The sequence below is a fragment of the Paenibacillus mellifer genome (genome assembly GCF_023195895.1).
GTDB classification, from domain to species: domain Bacteria; phylum Bacillota; class Bacilli; order Paenibacillales; family Paenibacillaceae; genus Fontibacillus; species Fontibacillus mellifer.
In genome coordinates, this window is sequence record NZ_JALPRK010000037.1 from 1 (window position 1) to 20,411 (window position 20,411).

Annotated in this window: 18 protein-coding genes and 2 riboswitches; of the genes, 10 read left to right on the forward strand and 8 right to left on the reverse strand. The window is 54.5% G+C overall.

Annotation, left to right across the window (positions count from 1 at the left end; translation table 11 throughout):
• Positions 1-72 precede the first annotated feature (72 nt).
• The 3 genes from gcvPB to gcvT are packed head-to-tail and all read right to left on the reverse strand — an operon-like array spanning position 73 to position 4,103.
• Positions 73-1,602, reverse strand: coding sequence for an aminomethyl-transferring glycine dehydrogenase subunit GcvPB (gene gcvPB, locus M0651_RS23155; protein ID WP_248554030.1), 1,530 nt, complete (start codon positions 1,600-1,602; stop codon positions 73-75).
• Entirely contained in the window at positions 1,590-2,954 is a 1,365-nt protein-coding gene (gene gcvPA, locus M0651_RS23160; RefSeq protein WP_248554031.1) for an aminomethyl-transferring glycine dehydrogenase subunit GcvPA, read from the reverse strand. The genes gcvPB and gcvPA overlap by 13 nt, the downstream gene beginning before the upstream one ends.
• 18 nt (positions 2,955-2,972) lie before the next feature.
• Positions 2,973-4,103 (reverse strand): glycine cleavage system aminomethyltransferase GcvT, encoded by a 1,131-nt coding sequence (gene gcvT, locus M0651_RS23165; protein WP_248554032.1) that lies wholly within the window; start codon positions 4,101-4,103, stop codon positions 2,973-2,975.
• 98 nt (positions 4,104-4,201) lie between these two features.
• A riboswitch (glycine riboswitch) is annotated at positions 4,202-4,305 on the reverse strand.
• 3 nt (positions 4,306-4,308) lie between these two features.
• Positions 4,309-4,408, reverse strand: a riboswitch (glycine riboswitch).
• Between the two features lie 246 nt (positions 4,409-4,654).
• Here gcvT and gcvH point away from each other — a divergent pair.
• The gene (gene gcvH / locus M0651_RS23170; RefSeq protein ID WP_248554033.1) at positions 4,655-5,050 is read left to right on the forward strand and encodes a glycine cleavage system protein GcvH; all 396 of its coding nucleotides are present in this window, start codon (positions 4,655-4,657) and stop codon (positions 5,048-5,050) included.
• A 104-nt stretch (positions 5,051-5,154) separates the two neighbouring features.
• On the opposite strand, the gene mtnB is transcribed toward gcvH, so the two are convergent.
• The 4 genes from mtnB to proB all read right to left on the reverse strand — a co-directional run bounded on the left by mtnB (position 5,155) and on the right by proB (position 9,212).
• The gene (mtnB, locus tag M0651_RS23175; protein WP_248554034.1) at positions 5,155-5,832 is read right to left on the reverse strand and encodes a methylthioribulose 1-phosphate dehydratase; all 678 of its coding nucleotides are present in this window, start codon (positions 5,830-5,832) and stop codon (positions 5,155-5,157) included.
• Positions 5,833-5,907: 75 nt separating this feature from the next.
• Positions 5,908-6,768 (reverse strand): pyrroline-5-carboxylate reductase, encoded by an 861-nt coding sequence (gene proC / locus M0651_RS23180; protein ID WP_248554035.1) that lies wholly within the window; start codon positions 6,766-6,768, stop codon positions 5,908-5,910.
• 51 nt (positions 6,769-6,819) lie between these two features.
• Positions 6,820-8,067 (reverse strand): glutamate-5-semialdehyde dehydrogenase, encoded by a 1,248-nt coding sequence (locus M0651_RS23185; RefSeq protein WP_248554036.1) that lies wholly within the window; start codon positions 8,065-8,067, stop codon positions 6,820-6,822.
• Positions 8,068-8,105: 38 nt separating this feature from the next.
• Positions 8,106-9,212 (reverse strand): glutamate 5-kinase, encoded by a 1,107-nt coding sequence (gene proB / locus M0651_RS23190; RefSeq protein WP_248554037.1) that lies wholly within the window; start codon positions 9,210-9,212, stop codon positions 8,106-8,108.
• A gap of 459 nt (positions 9,213-9,671) precedes the next feature.
• Between proB and M0651_RS23195 the strand changes: the two genes are divergently transcribed.
• Positions 9,672-10,499, forward strand: a complete 828-nt coding sequence (locus tag M0651_RS23195) for a carbon-nitrogen family hydrolase (RefSeq protein ID WP_248554038.1) — start codon at positions 9,672-9,674, stop codon at positions 10,497-10,499.
• Here the strand turns inward: M0651_RS23195 and M0651_RS23200 are convergent.
• Positions 10,490-11,413: a LysR family transcriptional regulator gene (locus tag M0651_RS23200; protein WP_248554039.1), complete on the reverse strand. Its 924-nt coding sequence runs from the start codon at positions 11,411-11,413 to the stop codon at positions 10,490-10,492. The two genes, M0651_RS23195 and M0651_RS23200, sit on opposite strands and share 10 nt — an antisense overlap.
• Positions 11,414-11,538: 125 nt before the next feature.
• Between M0651_RS23200 and lepB the strand changes: the two genes are divergently transcribed.
• The 8 genes from lepB to M0651_RS23240 all read left to right on the forward strand — a co-directional run bounded on the left by lepB (position 11,539) and on the right by M0651_RS23240 (position 20,373).
• Complete coding sequence (gene lepB, locus M0651_RS23205; protein WP_248554040.1) at positions 11,539-12,099, forward strand: signal peptidase I; 561 nt, start codon at positions 11,539-11,541, stop codon at positions 12,097-12,099.
• Between the two features lie 187 nt (positions 12,100-12,286).
• Entirely contained in the window at positions 12,287-13,219 is a 933-nt protein-coding gene (locus M0651_RS23210; RefSeq protein WP_248554041.1) for an AEC family transporter, read from the forward strand.
• Between the two features lie 140 nt (positions 13,220-13,359).
• Positions 13,360-14,784: a 3-isopropylmalate dehydratase large subunit gene (gene leuC, locus M0651_RS23215; protein ID WP_248554042.1), complete on the forward strand. Its 1,425-nt coding sequence runs from the start codon at positions 13,360-13,362 to the stop codon at positions 14,782-14,784.
• Between the two features lie 25 nt (positions 14,785-14,809).
• Positions 14,810-15,409, forward strand: coding sequence for a 3-isopropylmalate dehydratase small subunit (gene leuD, locus M0651_RS23220; protein ID WP_248554043.1), 600 nt, complete (start codon positions 14,810-14,812; stop codon positions 15,407-15,409).
• 233 nt (positions 15,410-15,642) lie between these two features.
• Positions 15,643-17,157 carry an N-acetylmuramoyl-L-alanine amidase family protein gene (locus tag M0651_RS23225; protein WP_248554044.1) on the forward strand — a complete coding sequence of 505 codons (1,515 nt, stop codon included), beginning with the start codon at positions 15,643-15,645 and terminating at the stop codon, positions 17,155-17,157.
• A gap of 38 nt (positions 17,158-17,195) precedes the next feature.
• Positions 17,196-17,804, forward strand: coding sequence for a GerMN domain-containing protein (locus M0651_RS23230; RefSeq protein ID WP_248554045.1), 609 nt, complete (start codon positions 17,196-17,198; stop codon positions 17,802-17,804).
• Between the two features lie 468 nt (positions 17,805-18,272).
• On the forward strand, positions 18,273-19,754 hold the full coding sequence (locus M0651_RS23235) for an N-acetylmuramoyl-L-alanine amidase family protein (protein ID WP_248554046.1): 1,482 nt from the start codon (positions 18,273-18,275) through the stop codon (positions 19,752-19,754).
• A gap of 25 nt (positions 19,755-19,779) precedes the next feature.
• Entirely contained in the window at positions 19,780-20,373 is a 594-nt protein-coding gene (locus M0651_RS23240) for a GerMN domain-containing protein (protein WP_248554047.1), read from the forward strand.
• Positions 20,374-20,411 lie beyond the last annotated feature (38 nt).

Below are 20,411 nucleotides of genomic sequence, written 5' to 3' on the forward strand. Positions count from 1 at the left end.
ATGCGGACCCGCATGTACGGTGGTGTGAGAGGACGGGGGCTAGTCACCCCCTCCTACTCGATTTGATTGGATTCAACCGCAAGCGCAGTTCAGCACTGGCTTCCGGGCTGCTCCGGTTTCGTCCAGTCGTGTGACTGGCGTCGTGTGTGGAGCGTTCCGCAGCAGGTCTGGATCCGTCTCGGCCTCCTGGGCGATAGCGATCATCACATCAATAAAACCGTCCAACGTTTCTTTACTTTCGGTTTCCGTTGGTTCGATCATGATACATTCCTCCACGTTGAGCGGGAAGTAAATGGTTGGCGGATGATAACCGAAGTCCAGCAGCCGTTTGGCGACGTCCAGCGTGCGGATGCCGTATTTCGCCAGCCCGCTGCCGGACATGACGAATTCGTGTTTGCAGGGTTGATCTGGATATGGGAGGTCGTAATAAGGCGCCAAGCGTCTCATCATATAGTTAGCGTTCAGCACGGCGTTTTCCGAAACCTGACGGAGCCCTTCCGGACCGAGACTGCGGATGTAGGCATAAGCGCGGACCAGGATCCCGAAGTTGCCGTAAAAAGCTTTCACCCGGCCGATCGAGCTGGCCGATCCGACGGTTCCGCCATCGGTTGGACCGCCCGCAGCTCCTTCGGTACGTGCGCCGCGGATCGCGTATCGGCCGGATTCGACCTGGACGATCTTCGGCTCGGGCAAAAACGGGATCAAACGCTGCTTAACGCCAACCGGACCGGCGCCGGGGCCGCCGCCGCCATGCGGGGTGCTCATCGTTTTGTGCAGGTTTAGGTGCACGACATCAAATCCCATGTCGCCGGGGCGGGTAATGCCCATGATTGCGTTAGAGTTCGCGCCGTCATAATACAAAAGGCCGCCGGCTTCATGCACGATGTTGGCAATCTCTACGATTTGTTCCTCAAATAAGCCCAGCGTGTTCGGATTGGTGAGCATTAGCGCGGCCGTGTCTTCGCCGACAGCTGCGCGCAGCGCGTCCAGGTCCACCATGCCACGGGAGTTGGACGGAATGGTCACCGTCTCGAACCCGGCGACCGCAGCGCTGGCCGGGTTCGTGCCGTGTGAGGAGTCCGGCACAATCACTTTGGTGCGTTTCTCGCCGCGGCTTTCGTGGTAGGCGCGGATCATCATCAGGCCGGTCCATTCGCCATGGGCCCCGGCCGCGGGCTGCAGCGTCACCTCGTCCATTCCGGTAAGTCCGGCCAAATCCTGTTGCAGACGGTACATCAGCTCCAGCGCACCTTGCACACTTTCTTCGGGTTGGTAAGGGTGAATTTTTGACAAGCCGGGATAACGGGCCACATCTTCGTTTACCTTCGGATTGTATTTCATCGTGCAGGAGCCAAGCGGATAAAATCCGTTATCCACCCCGAAGTTCCGGCGAGATAACGCGGTATAATGGCGAATCACGTCCACCTCGTACACTTCGGGAAATGCCAGACCCTCGCTACGCAGCATCCCTTGCGGCACCAGCTCTTCCTTCGGGACGGCCGGAACATCGCATTCGGGCAAAGAATAGCCGATTCGCCCCGGGCGGCTACGCTCAAAAATCAATAAGTCATCGGATTGCGTTGTCTCTTTTACTTCGAGCATATCGATTCCTCCAGTACGCGGGCGAATTGGTCGATCTCCGCTTTGCTGCGTTTCTCCGTCACGGCGACGAGCAAATGGCCGTTAAGTTCGGGGTAGCTGCGGCCAAGATCATAGCCGCCAATAAAGCCGGCGGTGAGTACATCCTTCTGCAGTTGAATCGGATCGGCTCCCTCTGGTAGCCGAAGTACGAACTCGTTGAAGAACGGCGACTCAAAAGCGGTGCCTACCCCCGGGATGGCGGTTAACACTTTTTGGGCATAGTGACTCTTCTGCAAATTCAACTCCGCGACTTCGGCCATTCCTTGCTTACCCATTACAGATAAGTAAACGGAGGCGGCCAGCGCGAGCAGCGCCTGATTGGAGCAAATGTTCGAGGTCGCTTTCTCGCGGCGGATATGCTGCTCGCGGGCCTGCAGTGTCAGGACGAACCCGCGCTTGCCGCCCCGATCCGTCGTCTGCCCAACAATCCGGCCGGGCATTCGGCGCATATGCGCTTCCGATACGGCGAAGAAGCCGCAGGTCGGGCCGCCGAAGGAGGGAGCCAACCCCAGTGGTTGGGCGTCACCAACGACGATGTCGGCGCCGAGTTTCCCCGGCGCTTCCAGCAGGCCAAGCGCGAGCGGATTGCTGCTGACGACCAGCAAGCTCCCGTGCGCATGAGCCAATTCCCCGATAGCGCGAAGATCCTCCAAGGAACCGAAGAAATTCGGGTTCTGGATCAGCACGGCAGCGGTGTCCTTGGTGATGGCCGCGGCGAGCGCTTCGCGATCGGTAACGCCTTGCGCCCAGCCGACCTCGACGATCTCGAGGTTTAAGCCATGGGCGTAGGTAGCAAGCGCCTCCCGGGCCTCCGGATGGACGGCCCGGGAGACGATCAGCTGTTTGCGCTTGGTAGCGGCTGCGGCCAGGTTGCCGGCTTCAGCCAAGGCAGTGGCGCCGTCATACATGCTGGCGTTGGCCACCTTCAGACCGGTCAGCTCGCAGATGTAGGATTGGAACTCGAAAATCGCCTGCAGCTCGCCTTGGCTGATTTCTGGCTGATATGGGGTATAGGCTGTATAAAATTCCGAGCGGGAAACCACATGCTGAATCACAGACGGAATATGATGATCGTAAAGGCCGGCGCCGAGGAAGCTGGTATAACGATCGGTGTCGGCGTTACGTCCGGCCAGTTCGGATAAGTGCCGGGTCAGTGCGTATTCGTCCAAACGCGGGGATACGGGGAGCTCGCCTTGAAAGCGGATGCCCTCCGGGATATCGTTGAACAGCTCCTGTACGGAGCTTGCGCCGATGGTTGCCAGCATTTCCGTTTGGTCTTGTTCGGTTAACGGTAGGTATCGGTGTTTTAGCATCTGATTTCAACTCTCCTTTCACCGCTTGGCGGATAGGTTTCGGCGATAGAATGGCAACGGAACGACCTTGGCCTTTAGTCGCTTGCCACGGATCTCGATCTCGAGGATCGTGTCCGGTACGGAATAACGGCTTGCGAGGATCGCCAATCCGAGGTTCTTTTTCAAAGTCGGCGATTGAGTACCGGTAGTTACTTCCCCGATCGGTTCTTCCGAGCTTTCGGCAAACACCGGGTAATGCGTACGCGGGATGCCGCGATCGATCATCTCGAGTCCGACCAAGCGGCGAGGGATGCCGGCGTCCCGCTGTTTGACCAGCGCATCGCGGCCGATGAAATCGTCTTGCTCCAGCTTTATGAACCGATTCAGGCCGGCTTCGAGCGGGGAGATATCCGGTCCTAGTTCCTGCCCGTAGAGCGGCAGGCAGGCTTCGAAACGTAACGTATCTCTGGCACCAAGCCCGGCGGGGAGCAGGCCGTAAGCTTCTCCGGCTTCCATCAGCAGATCCCAAAGCGCTTCCGCCTGATCAGCAGCCACATATAACTCGAAGCCGTCTTCCCCGGTATATCCGGTTCGCGATAGCAGCACGGGAATGCCGGCGACCCGCGCGTCCAGGATAAAGGTGAACGGGCGCAAGGCTAAGGGATCCGTCCCTTCGCAAAGCGAGGATAGAAGAGAGGAGGAGAGGGGCCCTTGTACGGCGAGCAAAGCCGTCTCGTCGGATTCGTTGCACATCGTTACGCCTTCGGTGGGAAGATGTCGCTGCAGCCAATTCCAATCTTTTTCGATATTGGAGGCGTTGACCACCAGCATGTACTTGCCCGGATTCAGCATATAGATCAACAGATCGTCAACTACGCCGCCATCGGGATAGCAAAGCAAGGTGTACTGAGCTTTTCCCGGTTCGAGTTGGGTCACGTCGTTGGTCGTCATGTGCTGTAAAAAGCGTTCCGCCTCAACCCCCTCTACGAAAAATTCGCCCATATGCGATACATCGAACAATCCGGCGCGCTCGCGTACGGCCTCATGTTCTTTCTGAATACCGCTGAACTGTACCGGCAGCTCCCAGCCGCCAAAATCGATGCAGCGAACCCCTTCATGATTCGCATACCTGGAGTAGAGCGGCGTACGTCGCATTGCGGATTCGGACATTACCATCACCTCGAAAGGGCCAGATCGGCCAATTTTAGGATAACAAAAAAGGACAGACCAAAGAAAATCCCGTTAGCAACCCTAACGGATCTTCCAGGCTCTGTCCCTTGTACCTGAGAGTTACCCTGTTGAAGCCATTGAAGCTTTGCGGCCTACACAGGTTTCCCCTTGGGTGATTCGCGTGAGCGAATGCTCTCCAGAGTTGCGTCCGGCAGAAGTCCTTTTGCCTGAGAGATTCACCGCATGGCGGCTTGCTCCTTCGGCGTTGCAATACGTCTTAATGCAATCTCTCCCTCTGCCATCAACCGCAGCTTACACATCTCATTAATACTCAATAACAGCCGTTATGTCAATAAAGTTATCATAATAATTTTAATATATTTCGTTAATTGGAAAAGGCTACGCTTACATTTTGATAGACTCTATCACTTGTGTTATTAATCTTGACATCAATACCGAGTTTGGAATAATCTGAACGAAGAAACATCGAACTCGGAGTCGGCAAGATCAGATGGGGAAGGTTGATCATCCTGAAAGAGGAGGAGCTAGTCTTGGCCAGTGAGATCAGGGAGAACGTTTGGTACAGTGATGAGCATGAATGGGTGCTTGAATTGGGGGATGGCACGGTGAAAATCGGCATCTCCGACGTAGCTCAACATCGTTTGGGCGATATCGTGTTTGTCGAGCTGCCCGATCAAGGGCAGGAAATCGAGGCGCAGGACGGGATCGGAACGATCGAATCCGTGAAGACGGTCGCCGATTTGTTTACGCCGGTGAGCGGTACCGTGCTGGCGGTAAACGGGGAGCTGGACACCGCGCCGGAGTTGGTAAACGAAGAGCCTTACGATGGAGGTTGGATGGTGCACATCAGGCTGAAGGAGGATCCGAATGTCGCGCTGGCCCATTTGATGGATGCCAAGGCGTACGTGGAATTTATCGAGAGATAACCTATTTTTCATGCGTCTAAATAAAAACTCGCGGCTAGCGATAGGTGAGAGGAAGCGGATCGTCGATCGGCCTAGCCCTGCTTATCGCACGCCGCGAGTTGTTTTCATTCGCCATATCGCCCTTTAGAAGGCAATAGCAGCGAACGATACAGCACTTCAAACATAAACTCCAATGCTTCCAAATGACGTTTAGCTTCCTTGACGCTGGAGCCCCAGACATATATTCCGTGATTATGCAGCAAAAACGCGGGTACTCGCGTATCCAGCTCGCCTGGAATTTGCTTAAGGATCGCTGAGAATTCAGCGGCGTTCTGCAGAATGGGCACCCGAATCTCGGGGTGTGTCTCCCAAATTCCCAAGTTTTTAAGCAGTTCGTAGCCCTTGAGCGGGATTCCGCCATCTGAGAGGAAAAATTCACTTACCACATTATTGTACACCGTATGTACGTGAATGATCGCGCCGCAGCCGGTCATCCGGTAAATTCTCGCGTGAATCGGTGTGTCGGGACTTGGCTTCAGTCGCGTCGGCTCGCAAGGCTCGCCGGCGGCATCCACGAACAAGACACCTGCCCGATGGGAAGGCTCCTCTGACAACTCCGGCCATCCCGTCTCGTCAGCCGCTGTGATCGCAAACGCAAACCGGTCCGCCGCCCAGCCGCCAACCCGTACCGACAAGCTTCCGCTGGTAGCCGGAAACCAGCCGCGGGCCGCGAATTCATCCCGTATGCGGTTTACCGCACTCAGCGCCGAAAGTTTCTCTTCCCATGGGATGTCGCCGTACATCTAGTTGACGTCCCCCTTTCGAACAGACTTCAAACCATCGCGAGCCGGACCTTCGACTACCTTGCTGCTTCGCTCCTACAACAACGCTTGCTTCACGGCTTCGCCCATTTCCTTTGAACGTTCGGCAGCCCGGTGGACCGCAGCTCGTACGTTCGGCTGGAAGCTACCGGCTTCCAATACGCCGATCGCTGCTTGCGTCGAACCGTTTGGCGAAGTAATGTCCGCGCGCAACTTCGTTGGTGCCTCGCCGGTTTCCGCCATCATCAAGGCGGCGCCCAGCACCGTTTGCACCGTCAGTTCGCGAGCTTGTTCAGCGGTTAAGCCGCCTTCGATTCCGGCTTCAATCATCGCTTCCATCAGGTAATATACATATGCGGGTCCGCTCCCGGATACGCCTGTCAAAATTTCCATTTGTTCCTCGGGAATCACACTTACCATTCCAACTGCCTCGAACATCGACAGTACCTGCGCGCGTTGCGTCTCGGTCGCTTCCGGCGAGAAGGAGATCCCGGTCGCACCATATCCGATGGAAGAGGAGGTGTTGGGCATCGTGCGCGCTACGGCCGCCTTCGTGCCGAGCAGGGCCTGGATCGTGGCGATGGACAAGCCGGCGATCAAGGAGACGATCAGTTGGCCTTCGCGAAGGAGCGGCCCGAGACCTGCCAAGGCTTCGCCGGCGTCTTTGGGTTTCATCGCCAGGACGATAATGGATGCATCCCGCAGATATACCTGTTTGGCGTCTTCTTTGATCGCCGTTTGGACCTGATACGTCCGCGTTAAATAATCGAGCCGTTCCCGATTCGAGCGGTTTAGCATGACAATTTGGCCTGCGCCGGCAACTTGCTTATGGAGCAAGCCGCGTACGATGGCTTCAGCCATCGATCCCGCTCCATAAAAACAGAGGGTGGAGGCGGCCAAAGTAGGGTTGGTTTGCATCGAAAATGACCTCCTGTTGTTTTAGTAAAAAAAGAGAAGGGGCACCGGCTCTTATTGCCGGATTTGCCCGTTCCCTTGAACGATGTATTTGCTTGACGTGAGAGCAGCCAGCCCCATTGGACCCCGGGCATGCAGCTTCTGGGTGCTGATGCCGATCTCCGCACCGAATCCAAACTCATATCCGTCGGTAAAACGAGTGGAGGCGTTATGATACACCGCGGCCGCATCCACTTCCTGTTGAAATCGCTCGGCGTTGGCGGCGTCTTGGGTGACGATGCATTCGGAGTGTTTCGTGCCGTAGCGGGCGATATGCGCCATTGCCTCGTCGAGGTTTCGAACGATTTTGACGTTAAGAATATAGTCGTTGTATTCCGTGGCGAAATCCTCATCCGTGGCTGGCACAGCCCAAGAGATCAGCCCTCGGGCAGCTTCGCTGGCCCGCAACTCAACACCGGCCTCCTTGAATCGGTTTGCCAGTTCTGTCAGATGGTTCTCGGCAAAATCCTCATGCACCAGAAGCGTCTCCATCGAGTTACAGACCGAAGGGCGTTGTACCTTTGCGTTCAAGGCGATGTCCGCCGCCATGACGGGATCGGCCGTGGCGTCCAAATACGTATGGCAGATGCCGGCGCCCGTTTCGATGACCGGAACCGTGGCGTTTTGCACGACAGTTTGAATCAGCGAGTTGCCACCGCGCGGAATCACGACATCGAGCAATCCGTTCAGCTTCAGCATTTCGTCGACGGAAGCTCGTTTCGGATCTTCGATCAGCTGTACGGCGTTGACCGGGACCTGGGTCCCCTCAAGCGCACCATGGATGACCTCCACGATCTTGCGGTTGGAGGACAATGCGGAGGAACCTCCGCGGAGTACAACGGCATTCCCTGTTTTCAGGCATAATCCCATCGCGTCCACCGTGACATTTGGCCGGGCTTCATAGACGATCCCGATCACCCCAAGCGGGACGCGGCGTTTAACGATATGCAGTCCGTTCGGACGGTCGAGGGTCTCCAGTACATCCCCAACCGGGTCCGGCAGTTCAGCGATTTGCCGCAGCCCCTCGGCGATGCCTTCAATCCGTTCTGAGGTTAAAGCCAAGCGATCCAGCATGGAGGAAGACGTTCCGTTGTCGCGTCCCCGTTGCAGATCTTCCTCATTCGCGGCGAGTATGGCGTCCGTGCTGCGCACCAGGGCCTCGGCTGACGCCAATAGGGCTTCGTTTTTTTGTGCCGTCGTCAATCGGTTCAGTACGGCTACGGCTTGACCGGCTTGTTCGGCTTTTTGTCTCACTTCACTCATGGGTTTACCTCCTTGATATCCGCTGGGGATGAGAATATTTAAGCTTTTAGCGAAATCCATTCGTCCCGATGGATGACCTCCAGGCGATGGACGCTATCCATTTTTTTAACAACTTCCGTGCTGGGAAGCCCGAGAATGCCGTGAAGCTGCTCCACGTCATAATTAACGATGCCGCGTCCCAGTACCTCGCCGTCAGCGCTAACAACCTCAACGACGTCACCGGTATGGAAATGCCCGCTCGCAGCTTTGACTCCGACCGGAAGCAGGCTGCGTCCGCCGTGGATCAACGCTTCTTCGGCACCGACGTCTACCGTCAACGTCCCGATTGGGGTGGAGAAGAAGCCCAGCCACTGTTTCTTCCGTGACAACGCCGCGCCATGAGCCTCAAAATAGGTGCCGCGACCGTCTCCGCGCAAGGCGGTCAGCAGATCGCCGGGATCGGCAACCTTACCCACAAAGACGGGAACGCCGCCAATCGAGGCAATTTTGGCCGCGTCGATTTTCGAGCGCATGCCGCCCGTGCCTACGGCAGAACCGGCACCACCGGCGATCGCATAGATCTCGCCGGTGATCTCCGATACCCGGCTGACCCGGGTCGCCGCGGGATCGAGTCGCGGATCCTTGGTGTAAAGACCGTCCATATCGGTCAGGATCAACAGGTGGTCGGCTCGAATGAGGTTAGCAACGAGGGCGGACAACGTGTCATTGTCCCCGAACTTCAACTCATCCACCGATACGGTGTCGTTTTCGTTAATGATCGGCAGCACATTATGTTTGAGCAGCTCTTCGATCGCCATGCTGGCGTTGCCCGTCCGTTTGCGGTTCTGGAAATCAGACCGAGTCAGCAGCACCTGGGCGGCGGAAACTCCATGCCGGGCCAGTTCTTCCCGGTAGGCTTGCATGAGCAGGGCCTGACCGACGGCGGCTGAGGCCTGCTTCTCATGCAGGAGCTTCGGCCGTTCAGGGTATCCGATTTCACGGAACCCGGCGGCAACCGCACCGGAGGTCACGAGCAGCGGCTGGTACCCAGCCTGAATCAGCCCGGCTAATTCGGTCGCGAAATAGGCGATCGCCTCCCGGTTTAATCCTCCTTCCGACGATGTCAGCGAACTGCTGCCGATCTTGACGACGATGCGTCGCAGCATGGGGATCACTCCTCGAACTTTTGATAAAAATAAAAAAAACTTCCGCCTTTGCACGCAAAGGACGAAAGTTTTGACTTCCGCGGTACCACCTTTATTGATGAGGGTTTTCTCATCCAACTTTAATGCCCGGTAACAGGGGCGCTGTCCGGCTTTGGCGGCCGGCCGCTCAGGGATAGGATTCGGAAAGGCTAGCGTGTAAATTCTTTCAGCCGGTGGAATTTACTCTCTTTAGCGCCGCGATCTTTCGTACTGGTCCCGTCTACGCGTTTCGATCATGTCCGTCGTGGATCTCATTTACGATAGCATAACACGCGATTCTCGCTAATGCAAAGGAAACACGCCTCGAACATGCAGATCGCTGCATACGCCCATTATGCCGGTTCGTCTTGCGTAACCGCAAGACCACTATTATGATGAGACTCAAGAACGCGATCGGTGTACGAAAGGAGAGGCCAAGCGATGAATCAGGTGTCCAATCAAGCGCCACATCATCAAGGCCGCTGGCGGATCGCTTTGATCCAAAGCGATATTGTCTTAGGAGAACCCGAGGTCAATCGGGAGAACCTGGAACGGGCTATGGAACGGGCAGCTAGGGCTGCAGAGAAGCCGGACATCATCCTGCTCCCGGAGTTGTGGAATACGGGATATGCCTTGACGGAAATGAGTACATTGGCCGATCCGGAGGGGCGAGACAGCCGGAAATGGCTGGCGTCTTTTGCAATCCGTCACGGCATTCATGTGGTGGGCGGCTCAATCGCTGAAATCCGCGAAGGTCATGTTTATAACACGATGCCGGTATTTAATCGCAGCGGTGAGGAAGTCGCGGCTTACTCTAAAGTCCATCTATTTCGACTGATGGAGGAGGAGAAGTATCTGCAGCCCGGTGAACGAAGTGTGACGTTCGTGCTGGACGGCCAGCAGGCTGGGGCGGCAATCTGTTACGACATCCGCTTCCCGGAGTTGGTCCGCAGCCTGGCCTTGCGGGGCGCGAAGCTGCTGTTCGTAGCGGCGGAATGGCCGCATCCAAGGTTGAACCATTGGCGTACGCTGCTTGCAGCACGAGCCATCGAGAATCAGATGTATGTGATCGCCTGTAATCGGGCGGGGACTAGCGGCGGCGACACCTTTTGCGGTCATTCTCTAATCATTGACCCGTGGGGCGATATCGTAGCCGAAGGCGGCGAAGGAGAGGAAATTGTTACCGGAAGCATCGACCTGTCGCTGGTTGATCAAGTCCGCCGCCGAATTCCTGTCTTCGCCGACCGCCGGCCGCAGCTTTATGAATGATAAAGCGTTTGGCGATGCTCCATCGTCGCTTTAAACGTTTCGATGAATGCCTCAGCCGCCTTGGACAAATAACGGCCTTTGCGATAAGCGATGACCAGTGTCCGGCTTGGGGCGGGGGCGGCGAGAGGCAAATAAGCCGGGATCAACTCGCTGCGTTTGGCGCGGGCGATAAATCGCGGTACGAGCGTGATTCCCATGCCGGCTGCAACTAGCGATTGCACGGTTTCGATGTTGTTGCTCTCAAATACGACGTTGGGTTCAAAACCGGCGCCTCGGCACAAATCAACGGTCAGTTTGCGGAAGCCTTGGCCTTTTTTGAGCACGATAAAAGGTTCATCCTGAAGCTGCGTCAGCTCGACGCCTCGCTCCAGCACCTCCGGAATTTTCGTTAGCGGGTGGTCCGGCGGAACCGCCAAGTCGATGATTTCTTCGCCGATTGGCACATAGGAAAGCGTCGGCTCCTGCAGAGGCAGAGAAAGCAGGCTAAGATCGGTACCGCCGCCGGCCGTGAGCTTCTCTAGGTTCAGTGACGTGTCTTCCCGCAGGGTAACTTGGATGTCTGGATACTGTTCCTTGAACGCTGGAAGCACGTAGGGCAATAGGTGGGAGCCGGTAATCGGCATACTCCCAACAACGACGCGGCCGGCTCTCAGCTGGGAGATGTCGTCCATTTCTTGCCGGAGCTCGGCGACGGCGTCCATGATTTTCTGCGCATGCGTGATAAAGCTGGCCCCCGCATAAGTCAACTCAACGGTGCTGGTATTCCGTTGAAACAGCTTCACCCCAAGCTCCTGTTCCAGTTTGGACAGCTGCTGGCTTAGCGACGGTTGGGCGATGTGGAGTTTGTCGGCGGCGCGGGAGAAGTTTTTTTCCTCGGCGATTTGTAAGGTGTATTGAAGTTGGCGAAGTTCCATGTGATTTACCCCTTCGTATCTTATAAGTAGAACCTATAAGCTCACTATATCATATAGATGTTTGTCATGGCATATCGATAGCCTTTATAATAGAGACAAACATCAAGTGGGTGGAGGTTAATCGCTTGAAACAGAAGAGATGGTGGAAGGAACTCGGCGGATGGGGCTTCTCGATCGCCCTTGGGTTTGTGCTTAGCATGATCATCGGCATTTTTGTCATTCAGCCCTATAAAGTGGATGGGCACTCGATGGAACCTACTTTAAACGACAACCAACGAATTTACGCCTGGAAATTCACGCATGTGTTGGAGAAGCTGCCCGCTTACGGCGACATTGTTATTATCGACAGTCGTGTGGACCGGAGCCGCACGTTCTGGGATGATGTGAAGGAACATCCGATCATCACCTGGCTGTCCGGTGGGGAAGAGGATGATGTATTCTATGTGAAACGCGTCATCGGTTTACCCGGAGATACGATCGAAGTGAAAGACGGACATGTGTTCCGTAACGGACAACAACTGCAGGAGTCTTACATCAAAGAGCAAATGGCTGCCAGTGCAGCACAGGTATGGGAAGTGCCGGAGAACCACGTGTTCGTGATGGGAGATAACCGGAACAACAGCAACGACAGTCGCAGTATCGGGCCCGTACCGCTGGATCATGTAATGGGGATCGATTCATTTTAGTTCTGAACGCTAAAGAGCAATCCGAAGACCGAGAAGTTACTCGGCCGGGTTGCTCTTTTTTATTGCGGAATCGATTTGGGGGTTGAGGTATAGGCGTTAACTATCAAGGATATTGGTTTCTGGTCTTGGACGATGGCTGCGGTCGGACGTTAAAATAGGGGGCAATTCAACATAGGGGGGTGCCGCTATGCTCCAAACGGTTGGTTCGACACTGCTTGGCGTCATTGTTCCGCTGTCGGTTCCGGTTGCCGCAGGGGCGTTGCTAGCCCGGTTCCGTGCCTGGGACACGAAACATCTGTTAACGTTATATTTGTACGTACTTAGTCCGGCTATCATTTTCGATACGCTGCGGAACGCCCAGATTTCAATGGATGAACTGTATAGCACCATCGGCTTCTCGCTCGTTAACCTGCTGCTGATGTGGGGAGTAGCTAAAGTCGCAGGGCGGATTACTCGTATGGATCCCGCGGAGTCAGCCGGTTTGACATTGATCTCGACTTTGACGAACAGCGCGAACTATGGGCTGCCGCTCGTGCTTCTGGCTTTCGGTCAACTGGGCTTGGATAAGGCTTCAGTGTATGTCATTACACAAATGATTATTGTAAATACAATGGGGGTCTATTTTGCGGCACGTTCCCACTTCTCCGTCAAAAGTGCGGTAAAATCCGTGTTTGCCCTTCCGGCGGTTTATGCGGCGGCGCTGGCCGTCTTTCTGAAGCTATTCGGATTTCATCTTTCCGCCGGCTTGGAGCAGGGGATCTCGATGGTAGCTGACGCTTATTCGCCCGTGGTGCTAACGATATTAGGCGCACAGATGGTGAAGGTGGGGCGCCCGGAGGCGAAGCGGGTGAGACCAGCCGTCTTTTGGACAGGTACGGCGGTTCGCTTGCTTCTAGCACCATTGTTGGCCTTGACGGCTTTAAAGCTACTTGGGATCACAGGTATGCTGTTCTCCGTCCTGCTCATTCAAGCCTCCATGCCGGTCGCGGTAAATGCCGTCGTGCTGGCCGAGCGGTTTGACGCCGCACCGGGTCTCGTGTCCAAATGCATCGTGTGGACGACGCTCGCTTCCTTTCTGACGCTTCCAGTGTTGATCGTGATGGTTCAGCTTATAAGCTAAACCTATTACATTTATAGATATTATATCTTGGAACAATTAACACGATCATGTTATATTGAATTCAACATTCAAGGCGGCAGGGCGGTCAACGCACTTACGTCTTGATCATTGGTACGAATCCTTGTGTGGGGTGAATGAACATGAGCAGCAAAAAGACAATGTATGAGAAAATTTGGGATAATCACGTAATTCATCAAGAGGAAGGCAAACCTAGCATTCTTTATATCGACTTGCACCTCGTGCACGAGGTGACTTCTCCGCAGGCATTTGAAGGACTTCGCCTCGGCGGCCGCAAGGTACGTCGCCCGGAATTGACCTTTGCTACGATGGACCATAACGTTCCGACTAAAGATCGCTTTAACATTTCCGATCCGATTTCCAAACAGCAGATCGACACACTGTCGCAGAACTGCCGTGATTTCGGTGTCACTTTGTATGACCTTGACACGATAGATCAAGGCGTTGTGCACGTTATGGGTCCGGAGCTGGGGCTTACGCATCCGGGCAAAACCATTGTTTGCGGTGACAGCCATACGTCTACACACGGCGCATTCGGCGCGCTTGCGTTCGGGATCGGTACGAGTGAAGTGGAGCACGTATTGGCCACGCAATGTCTCCAACAAGCCAAAGCGAAAACGCTGGAAGTGCGTTTTGTCGGCAAACGCAAACCGGGTGTGACCGCGAAGGATATGATCCTCGGCGTGATTGCAAAGTACGGTACGGACTTCGCTACGGGTTATGTCATCGAGTATACGGGTGAAGCGATCCGTGAACTGTCGATGGAAGAGCGGATGACCGTTTGTAACATGTCGATTGAAGCGGGGGCAAGAGCGGGCTTGATCGCACCGGACGATACAACGTTTAACTATTTGCGCGGCCGCGAGCATGTGGCTCAAGGCGCGGCGTTTGAACAAGCGGTAGCCGAATGGAAGAACCTTGCTTCTGATGATGGGGCTGTATATGACCGTGTCGTAGAATTTGACGTCGATTCGCTGATCCCGCAAGTCACCTGGGGAACGAGCCCGGGGATGGGGACAGGGATTAACGGTACGGTTCCGAACCCGACCGACTTCGCAACAGACAATGAGCGGAAAGCCGCTGAGAAAGCGGTAGAATATATGGGCTTGACGCCAGGAACGCCGATGACGGATATTGCCATTGACTATGTCTTTATCGGTTCCTGTACGAACGGGCGGATCGAAGACTTACGTGCGGCAGCGGAAATCGCCAAAGGATACAAGGTCTCGGATAAAGTAACGGCGATTGTCGTTCCGGGTTCGGGGCGTGTGAAACTGCAAGCCGAACAAGAAGGTCTCGACAAGGTGTTCGTAGAAGCGGGCTTCGAATGGCGTGACGCAGGCTGCAGTATGTGCCTCGCGATGAATCCCGACGTCCTGCAGCCGGGACAACGGTGTGCCTCTACCTCCAACCGGAACTTTGAAGGCCGGCAAGGGCGCGGCGGCAGAACGCATCTGGTTTCTCCAGCCATGGCGGCTGCGGCGGCGATCAAAGGTCATTTCGTTGACGTACGCGACTGGGAAATCAAAAGCGAAGTCCTGAGCTAATCAAGGGAAAAGGGGAGAATCGACGATGGAAGCATTTGTGAAACATACCGGTGTCGTAGGTCCGGTGGACCGCGTAAACGTGGATACCGATGCAATTATACCCAAGCAATTTTTGAAACGGATTGAACGGTCTGGATTTGGCCAATTTCTCTTCTATGAATGGCGTTTCGACACGGAAGGGAACGTCAATTCCGAGTTCGAACTGAACAAACCGCGTTTCGAAGGCGCATCCGTGCTTATCTCGCGCGTAAACTTTGGATGCGGCTCCTCGCGGGAGCATGCCCCGTGGGCGATCCTGGACTATGGGTTCCGCTGCGTGATCGCTCCGTCCTTTGCGGATATTTTCTACAACAACTGCTTCAAGAACGGCATTCTGCCAATCAAGCTGTCGGAAGAACAGGTTGAGGATTTGTTCCAGCGCACGGCGGCTCATGAGGGCTACAAGCTGACGGTCGATCTGGAGCAAAAAACGATCACCGATGAATACGGCTTGAATTTGAGTTTTGATCTGGATGAGCATCGTCGCCAATTTTTGCTGCAAGGCTTGGACGACATCGGTTTGACGCTCCAGCACGAGGATTTGATTGCGGCATACGAGAAGAAGAAGTTTGCGAATTTGGCTTAAACCGTCTGAGTTTGGCGAGAAGTCCCGGCTGCGATGAGCAGTTGGGGCTTTTTTTTGTCAATCTATGAAAATATGAGTCTATCAGGCCCGCGCTTTTTCTGATATTATGGAAGTAATTAGCAACGTTCTGGGAATGTTGGCGTTTACAAAGGTCGCTGGACCGCTAAGTAGGACGCATCCGCCAATGAAGTTCTAGATTCGGCAAAATACGAGGGTGGGGTAGGGATTAACGAATGAAGAAACTCGGCTTGATGATGTTTTTGTTGGTTGGCTTGCTGGTTTTCCCAGGTTTGGCGAAAGACGCCTACGCGGCCTCATCGGGAACCTCCGGGACGCATATTGTATTGGACGGCCAAGAATTGCAGCAGCCTGTCGGCGCTCAAGCCGGCATCGTGGGTGGGAATGTCATGGTGCCGCTGCGAGTAGTTGCTGAGGGATTGGGTTACCAAGTCGCCTGGGAGAAGAAGAGCGGGACGATTACCATCTCGCAGGAGGGGACGGAACTCAAGCTGACATTAGGCCAAAATACGGCCTCAGTTGATGGCCAGACGGTTAAGCTGAATAGTGCCCCCTATCTGCAGGGGGACTCTACGCTCGTGCCGCTGCGATTTGTCGGAGAGCAGATGGGCATGCAGGTCAGTTGGGATAATGTAACCAAGTCCGCTTATTTAACCAGTCCGGCGGGTGGTTCTTCGGGTGGTGTTGTACCTGGCACCGGAAGTCTGGCTCCTGATCAGGAAACTCCAATCTCCGTTCCGGCAGGACAGCCGGCAGCGGGGGATGATGATACATACGTACCGGTTTCCTCAACCGGTAACCAGGCTGTAAGTTCAAACGCGTTAATCCAGGGCATCAGCTTTAGCGAAAATCGCTTGATGTTTGCCGTATCCGGCAGTGTAACCCCTAACGTATTTAAAATGAGCGGTCCTGATCGGATCGTTGTTGACATTCCAAACGCCGAATTTGCTCCTACTTTTGGGGAAGTCCATCCGCTCGACGTTAGTCGAAAAGGTCAAATTGCTATTAGCGATTATCCGGATGTATCCCAAATCCGTTATTCTCTGTTCAGCACGGCTCCATCAACGATACGGATCGTGATCGACTTGAATCGAAGTGTGGAGTTCAAGGTAACTAATCTGGACGATGGCCTTGTGACCGTTGATTTGACACCTGGTAGTGCCGTTCCAGGCATCGGATTAGGCGGAAATGGCAAACCGATTGTTGTCATCGACGCGGGTCATGGCGGGAGTCAGCCCGGAGCAATTAGCGTCACAAAGAAACAGGAGAAGGAATTCACGCTTGGCGTGGCGTTAAAAGTCGAGGCGCTGCTTCGGCAGGAAGCGAATCTGGATGTGGTGATGACCCGCACGACAGACGTTACGATGTCGCTGCAGGACCGAGTGAAGGTCGCGAACGACCTCGGGGCCTCGGTGTTCGTCTCCATTCATGGAAACAGCATTGATCCTCCAAGTAACCCAAGCGGCTCGGAAACGTATTACACCCGGGACGAGAGCATTCCTCTCGCCAACGTCATGCATCGACATTTGGTCAATGCGACGGGCCTATCCGACCGGGGTGTCAGAAAGAGCAGTCTGCATGTCACCCGAGAAACAAAAATGCCGGCGGTTCTGCTTGAGGTGGGGTATCTTAGCAACAAGAACGACGCAGGCCTGATGTATACCGAGGAATTCCAACAACGCGTTGCAGAAGGCGTCGCCGCGGGTATTAAAGAATATCTGGGCCTATGACCGACAAAAGAGGCCGAATCGACAAGGGGGCAAGCGGCATGAAAAAAATAGCGATATTGCTGGCGATGGTCGCCATGTTGGGGGTTGCCGCAGGATGCGGGAACAAGCCGGTGGCTTCGCCGCCGGCTAACGGGAATGAATTGAATGCTGTGCTGAGCAGCGGTGCTCAGGGAACCGATCTTCAGGAGGTTCAAGAAGGTGGAAACGGTGCGAACGAGACAAACGCTGCAAACGCCGAAACGCCAGAGGCAGGGGTGGAGAAATTGACCATTCAGGTCTATTTTACCGATGATGACCTGATGGATTTGAAGCCAACCTCTCGCGAGATTGCATTTACGGTGGATCGGAGCAAATACGAAAGCGCTTTTGAGGCGCTGCAGAAGGCGGACGACGGCCTACTTTCCCTCTGGGAGAAGGTGGTCCTGAACACAGTGACGTTTGATGAGACGAACGGACAATTAAATCTTGACATCAGCCTGCCGGACGAAGCTCGCCTCGGCGCAGGCGGAGAATCTCTGGCCCTCGAAGCGCTTAAGAATACGATGTTCCAATTTGACGAAGTCAAGCAAATCGAGTTGACTTTGGATGGGGCGCAGGTCGAATCGTTGATGGGTCACGTCGATCTGGAGCATCCGATGAGCCGGTAGATAACTGTGAAGCCGGGTAACTGAATAGAAGAGCGCGGGAAGGCCGCCTTGTGAAATGTTCTTACGTTTCTTCAGAATCATTTCACCCTCTGGCCTTTAAGCGCTCTTCTTTTGCGTTAAGGCACACCCAGCGGCCTTGCTAACGGACCTCAGGGCCGTTATTTGCGATTAATTCCGTTAACTCAATTTGTAACGGACTGAGATAACCTTATTTGCTAACTTAGCCCGATCGATCGAATGTCAATGAACTGTCGGGTTCTTTTGCGCGTGATCGAAGCTATCTTCCGCTTTCAGGAAATACAGGATATTCGTAGGAAGCTCTGGCAAATGTTAAGCAGAAAAATGCCATATTTTCGCAACTTTCCATGGCTTTTGGCGTCTAATATGTCGTCTGGTGATGTCGAAGCGTAAATAGGAATCCTCATCGGTCATCATGAGGCAAAAATTCTAGGATGGTAGGGGTGACGGATGAAGAAAAAAGGTTTGGCGGCGCTCGTGTTCGCCTGGATGCTGCTGATGGTGATGGCGCAAACAGGACAAGCTGCGCCGGGCAGTACAAGTATTTATTTGGATGGGAAAGCGCTCGCTTTGCCCGAAAATGGACAAGTTCAAAATGTGAATGGAAATGTGATGATTCCAATTCGTGTCGTCGCGGAGGAGCTGGGTTTTGACGTCAACTATGAGAAAAAGACGAGCACGGTAACCATAAAGCAATCGGGTACAACGCTTATTCTCAACGTCAATAAAACGACCGCTTCCGTCAATGGAAGTAAGGTTAATCTGCCTATCGCACCTAAGCTTGCCGAGGACACGACGCTCGTACCGATGCGTTTTGTCGGGGAGCAGATGGGGCTGGAAGTGTCTTGGGACAACACGGCTAAATCTGCATACTTAACGTCGTCAAGCTCCGGGAGCGGAAGCGGGAATGCCGGCAATGCCGGGTCTGGAAGTGGCACAGGCAACGGAACCGACACGGGAACCGGAACTGGCGCTGACGGACAGCAACCGGGAACGGTTGTGCCTCCGGTGAATGGCGCCGAGTTAGCGAAAGTTACGGGGATCGGGTTCAGCAACAACAGCCTGATGATTGCGGTGGATAAGAACGTGACGCCGAGCATTTTTACAATGAGCGGTCCGGAACGGCTGGTGATCGATCTTCCGCAAGCGCAATTTGCAGACACGTTGGCTAATGGAGCGCCTCTTGACGTTAACAAAAGTGGAGCCATTGAAGTAATGGATTATCCCGATGTTTCTAAAGTCAGATATGCGTTGTTCAGCAGCAATCCATCGACCGTTCGGATCGTATTGGATTTGAACCATAAGGTGAATTATCAGTTGGTTAACGAAAACGACGGATTGATCTTCGTGAATTTGAATATGGATCCTAGCCAAGGCGGAAACTCCGGCGGCGATGGGAAGAAGACGGTTGTGCTGGATGCCGGCCATGGAGGAAGCGATCCGGGTGCGATCAGTGTGACGAAGAAAAAGGAGAAGGACTTTAACCTTGCGGTAGTTCTGAAAGTTCAGAAGCTGCTGCAGAACGATCCTAATATCAATTTGGTGCTGACGCGCGAAAGTGATACTTATCCTACGTTGCCGGACCGGGTGAAAATCGCAGAAAACGTTGGCGCGGACATTTTTATTTCCGTTCACGCGAATTCTGGTTCCGCCACTGCCAGCGGCGTAGAGACCTATTATACTCGGGCAGCAAGCCTAGATCTGGCTAAGGTTATGCATAAGCATCTGGTTCAAGCCTCCGGTTTGGCCGATCGCAAGGTCCGTACGCAAAGCTTGCACGTGACCCGGGAAACCACCATGCCGGCCGTGCTGCTGGAATGCGGGTACTTAAGTAACAAGAACGATGATGCGTTGCTGGCCACGGACGAATATCGCAACAAGGTCGCCCAAGGCGTCGCGGACGGCATTAAAGAATATCTCGGCCTTCAGTGATTGCCGGGCGAAGGAGGAAGTAACCGTGAACAGAAAAAGCTACTTCATGGGAGTTTTGGTTCTTCTGCTCGCCTTGAGCAGCGGCTGTGGGCAAAAACCGCAGGCTGCTCCAAACGCGGGTGCGGGGAACGCTGAGACCAACCAGGAGAACGTACAAGCTCCGAACTCGGCTTCGCCGCAAGATACGGATTCGGCGCAAGGAGCCGGAGGGTCGAATCAACCGCAGCAGAAAACGGAACAGATCGATACGTATTTTACCGACGATCAGATGCTGGAGTTAATTAAAGTGAGTCGTGAGATCACTTATCCGGCGGAGGAAGACAAATATTTGGCGGCCCTCAAAACGCTGCAAACCCCGAGTGATGCCAATCAATTCTCGCTGTGGGGCAAGGTCGAGCTTCATTCCGCCGATTTCAAGAACGGAACCGTAACTGTCGACTTGGCATTGCCCGATGAAGCGCGCCTTGGTGCGGGTGGAGAGGCGTTGGCTCTCGATGCGTTAAAAAATACGCTGTTCCAATTCAACGAGGTCCAAGCGATCGATGTATTGGTTGATGGAACTCCCGTTGATACCTTGATGGGGCATGTCGAACTGACGCATCCGATGTCAAGAAATTAAGGAATCGGGGAGGAACTCGCCCGTCCGCCGTCGAATGG

Excerpts from the sequence above, each read along its gene's own strand:
- gcvPB (WP_248554030.1), bottom strand. The coding sequence starts at position 1,602 with ATGCTCGAAGTAAAAGAGACAACGCAATCCGATGACTTATTGATTTTT.
- gcvPA (WP_248554031.1), bottom strand. The coding sequence starts at position 2,954 with ATGCTAAAACACCGATACCTACCGTTAACCGAACAAGACCAAACGGAA.
- gcvT (WP_248554032.1), bottom strand. The coding sequence starts at position 4,103 with ATGTCCGAATCCGCAATGCGACGTACGCCGCTCTACTCCAGGTATGCG.
- mtnB (WP_248554034.1), bottom strand. The coding sequence starts at position 5,832 with ATGTACGGCGACATCCCATGGGAAGAGAAACTTTCGGCGCTGAGTGCG.
- proC (WP_248554035.1), bottom strand. The coding sequence starts at position 6,768 with ATGCAAACCAACCCTACTTTGGCCGCCTCCACCCTCTGTTTTTATGGA.
- M0651_RS23185 (WP_248554036.1), bottom strand. The coding sequence starts at position 8,067 with ATGAGTGAAGTGAGACAAAAAGCCGAACAAGCCGGTCAAGCCGTAGCC.
- proB (WP_248554037.1), bottom strand. The coding sequence starts at position 9,212 with ATGCTGCGACGCATCGTCGTCAAGATCGGCAGCAGTTCGCTGACATCG.
- M0651_RS23195 (WP_248554038.1), top strand. The coding sequence starts at position 9,672 with ATGAATCAGGTGTCCAATCAAGCGCCACATCATCAAGGCCGCTGGCGG.
- M0651_RS23200 (WP_248554039.1), bottom strand. The coding sequence starts at position 11,413 with ATGGAACTTCGCCAACTTCAATACACCTTACAAATCGCCGAGGAAAAA.
- M0651_RS23210 (WP_248554041.1), top strand. The coding sequence starts at position 12,287 with ATGCTCCAAACGGTTGGTTCGACACTGCTTGGCGTCATTGTTCCGCTG.
- leuC (WP_248554042.1), top strand. The coding sequence starts at position 13,360 with ATGAGCAGCAAAAAGACAATGTATGAGAAAATTTGGGATAATCACGTA.
- leuD (WP_248554043.1), top strand. The coding sequence starts at position 14,810 with ATGGAAGCATTTGTGAAACATACCGGTGTCGTAGGTCCGGTGGACCGC.
- M0651_RS23225 (WP_248554044.1), top strand. The coding sequence starts at position 15,643 with ATGAAGAAACTCGGCTTGATGATGTTTTTGTTGGTTGGCTTGCTGGTT.
- M0651_RS23230 (WP_248554045.1), top strand. The coding sequence starts at position 17,196 with ATGAAAAAAATAGCGATATTGCTGGCGATGGTCGCCATGTTGGGGGTT.
- M0651_RS23235 (WP_248554046.1), top strand. The coding sequence starts at position 18,273 with ATGAAGAAAAAAGGTTTGGCGGCGCTCGTGTTCGCCTGGATGCTGCTG.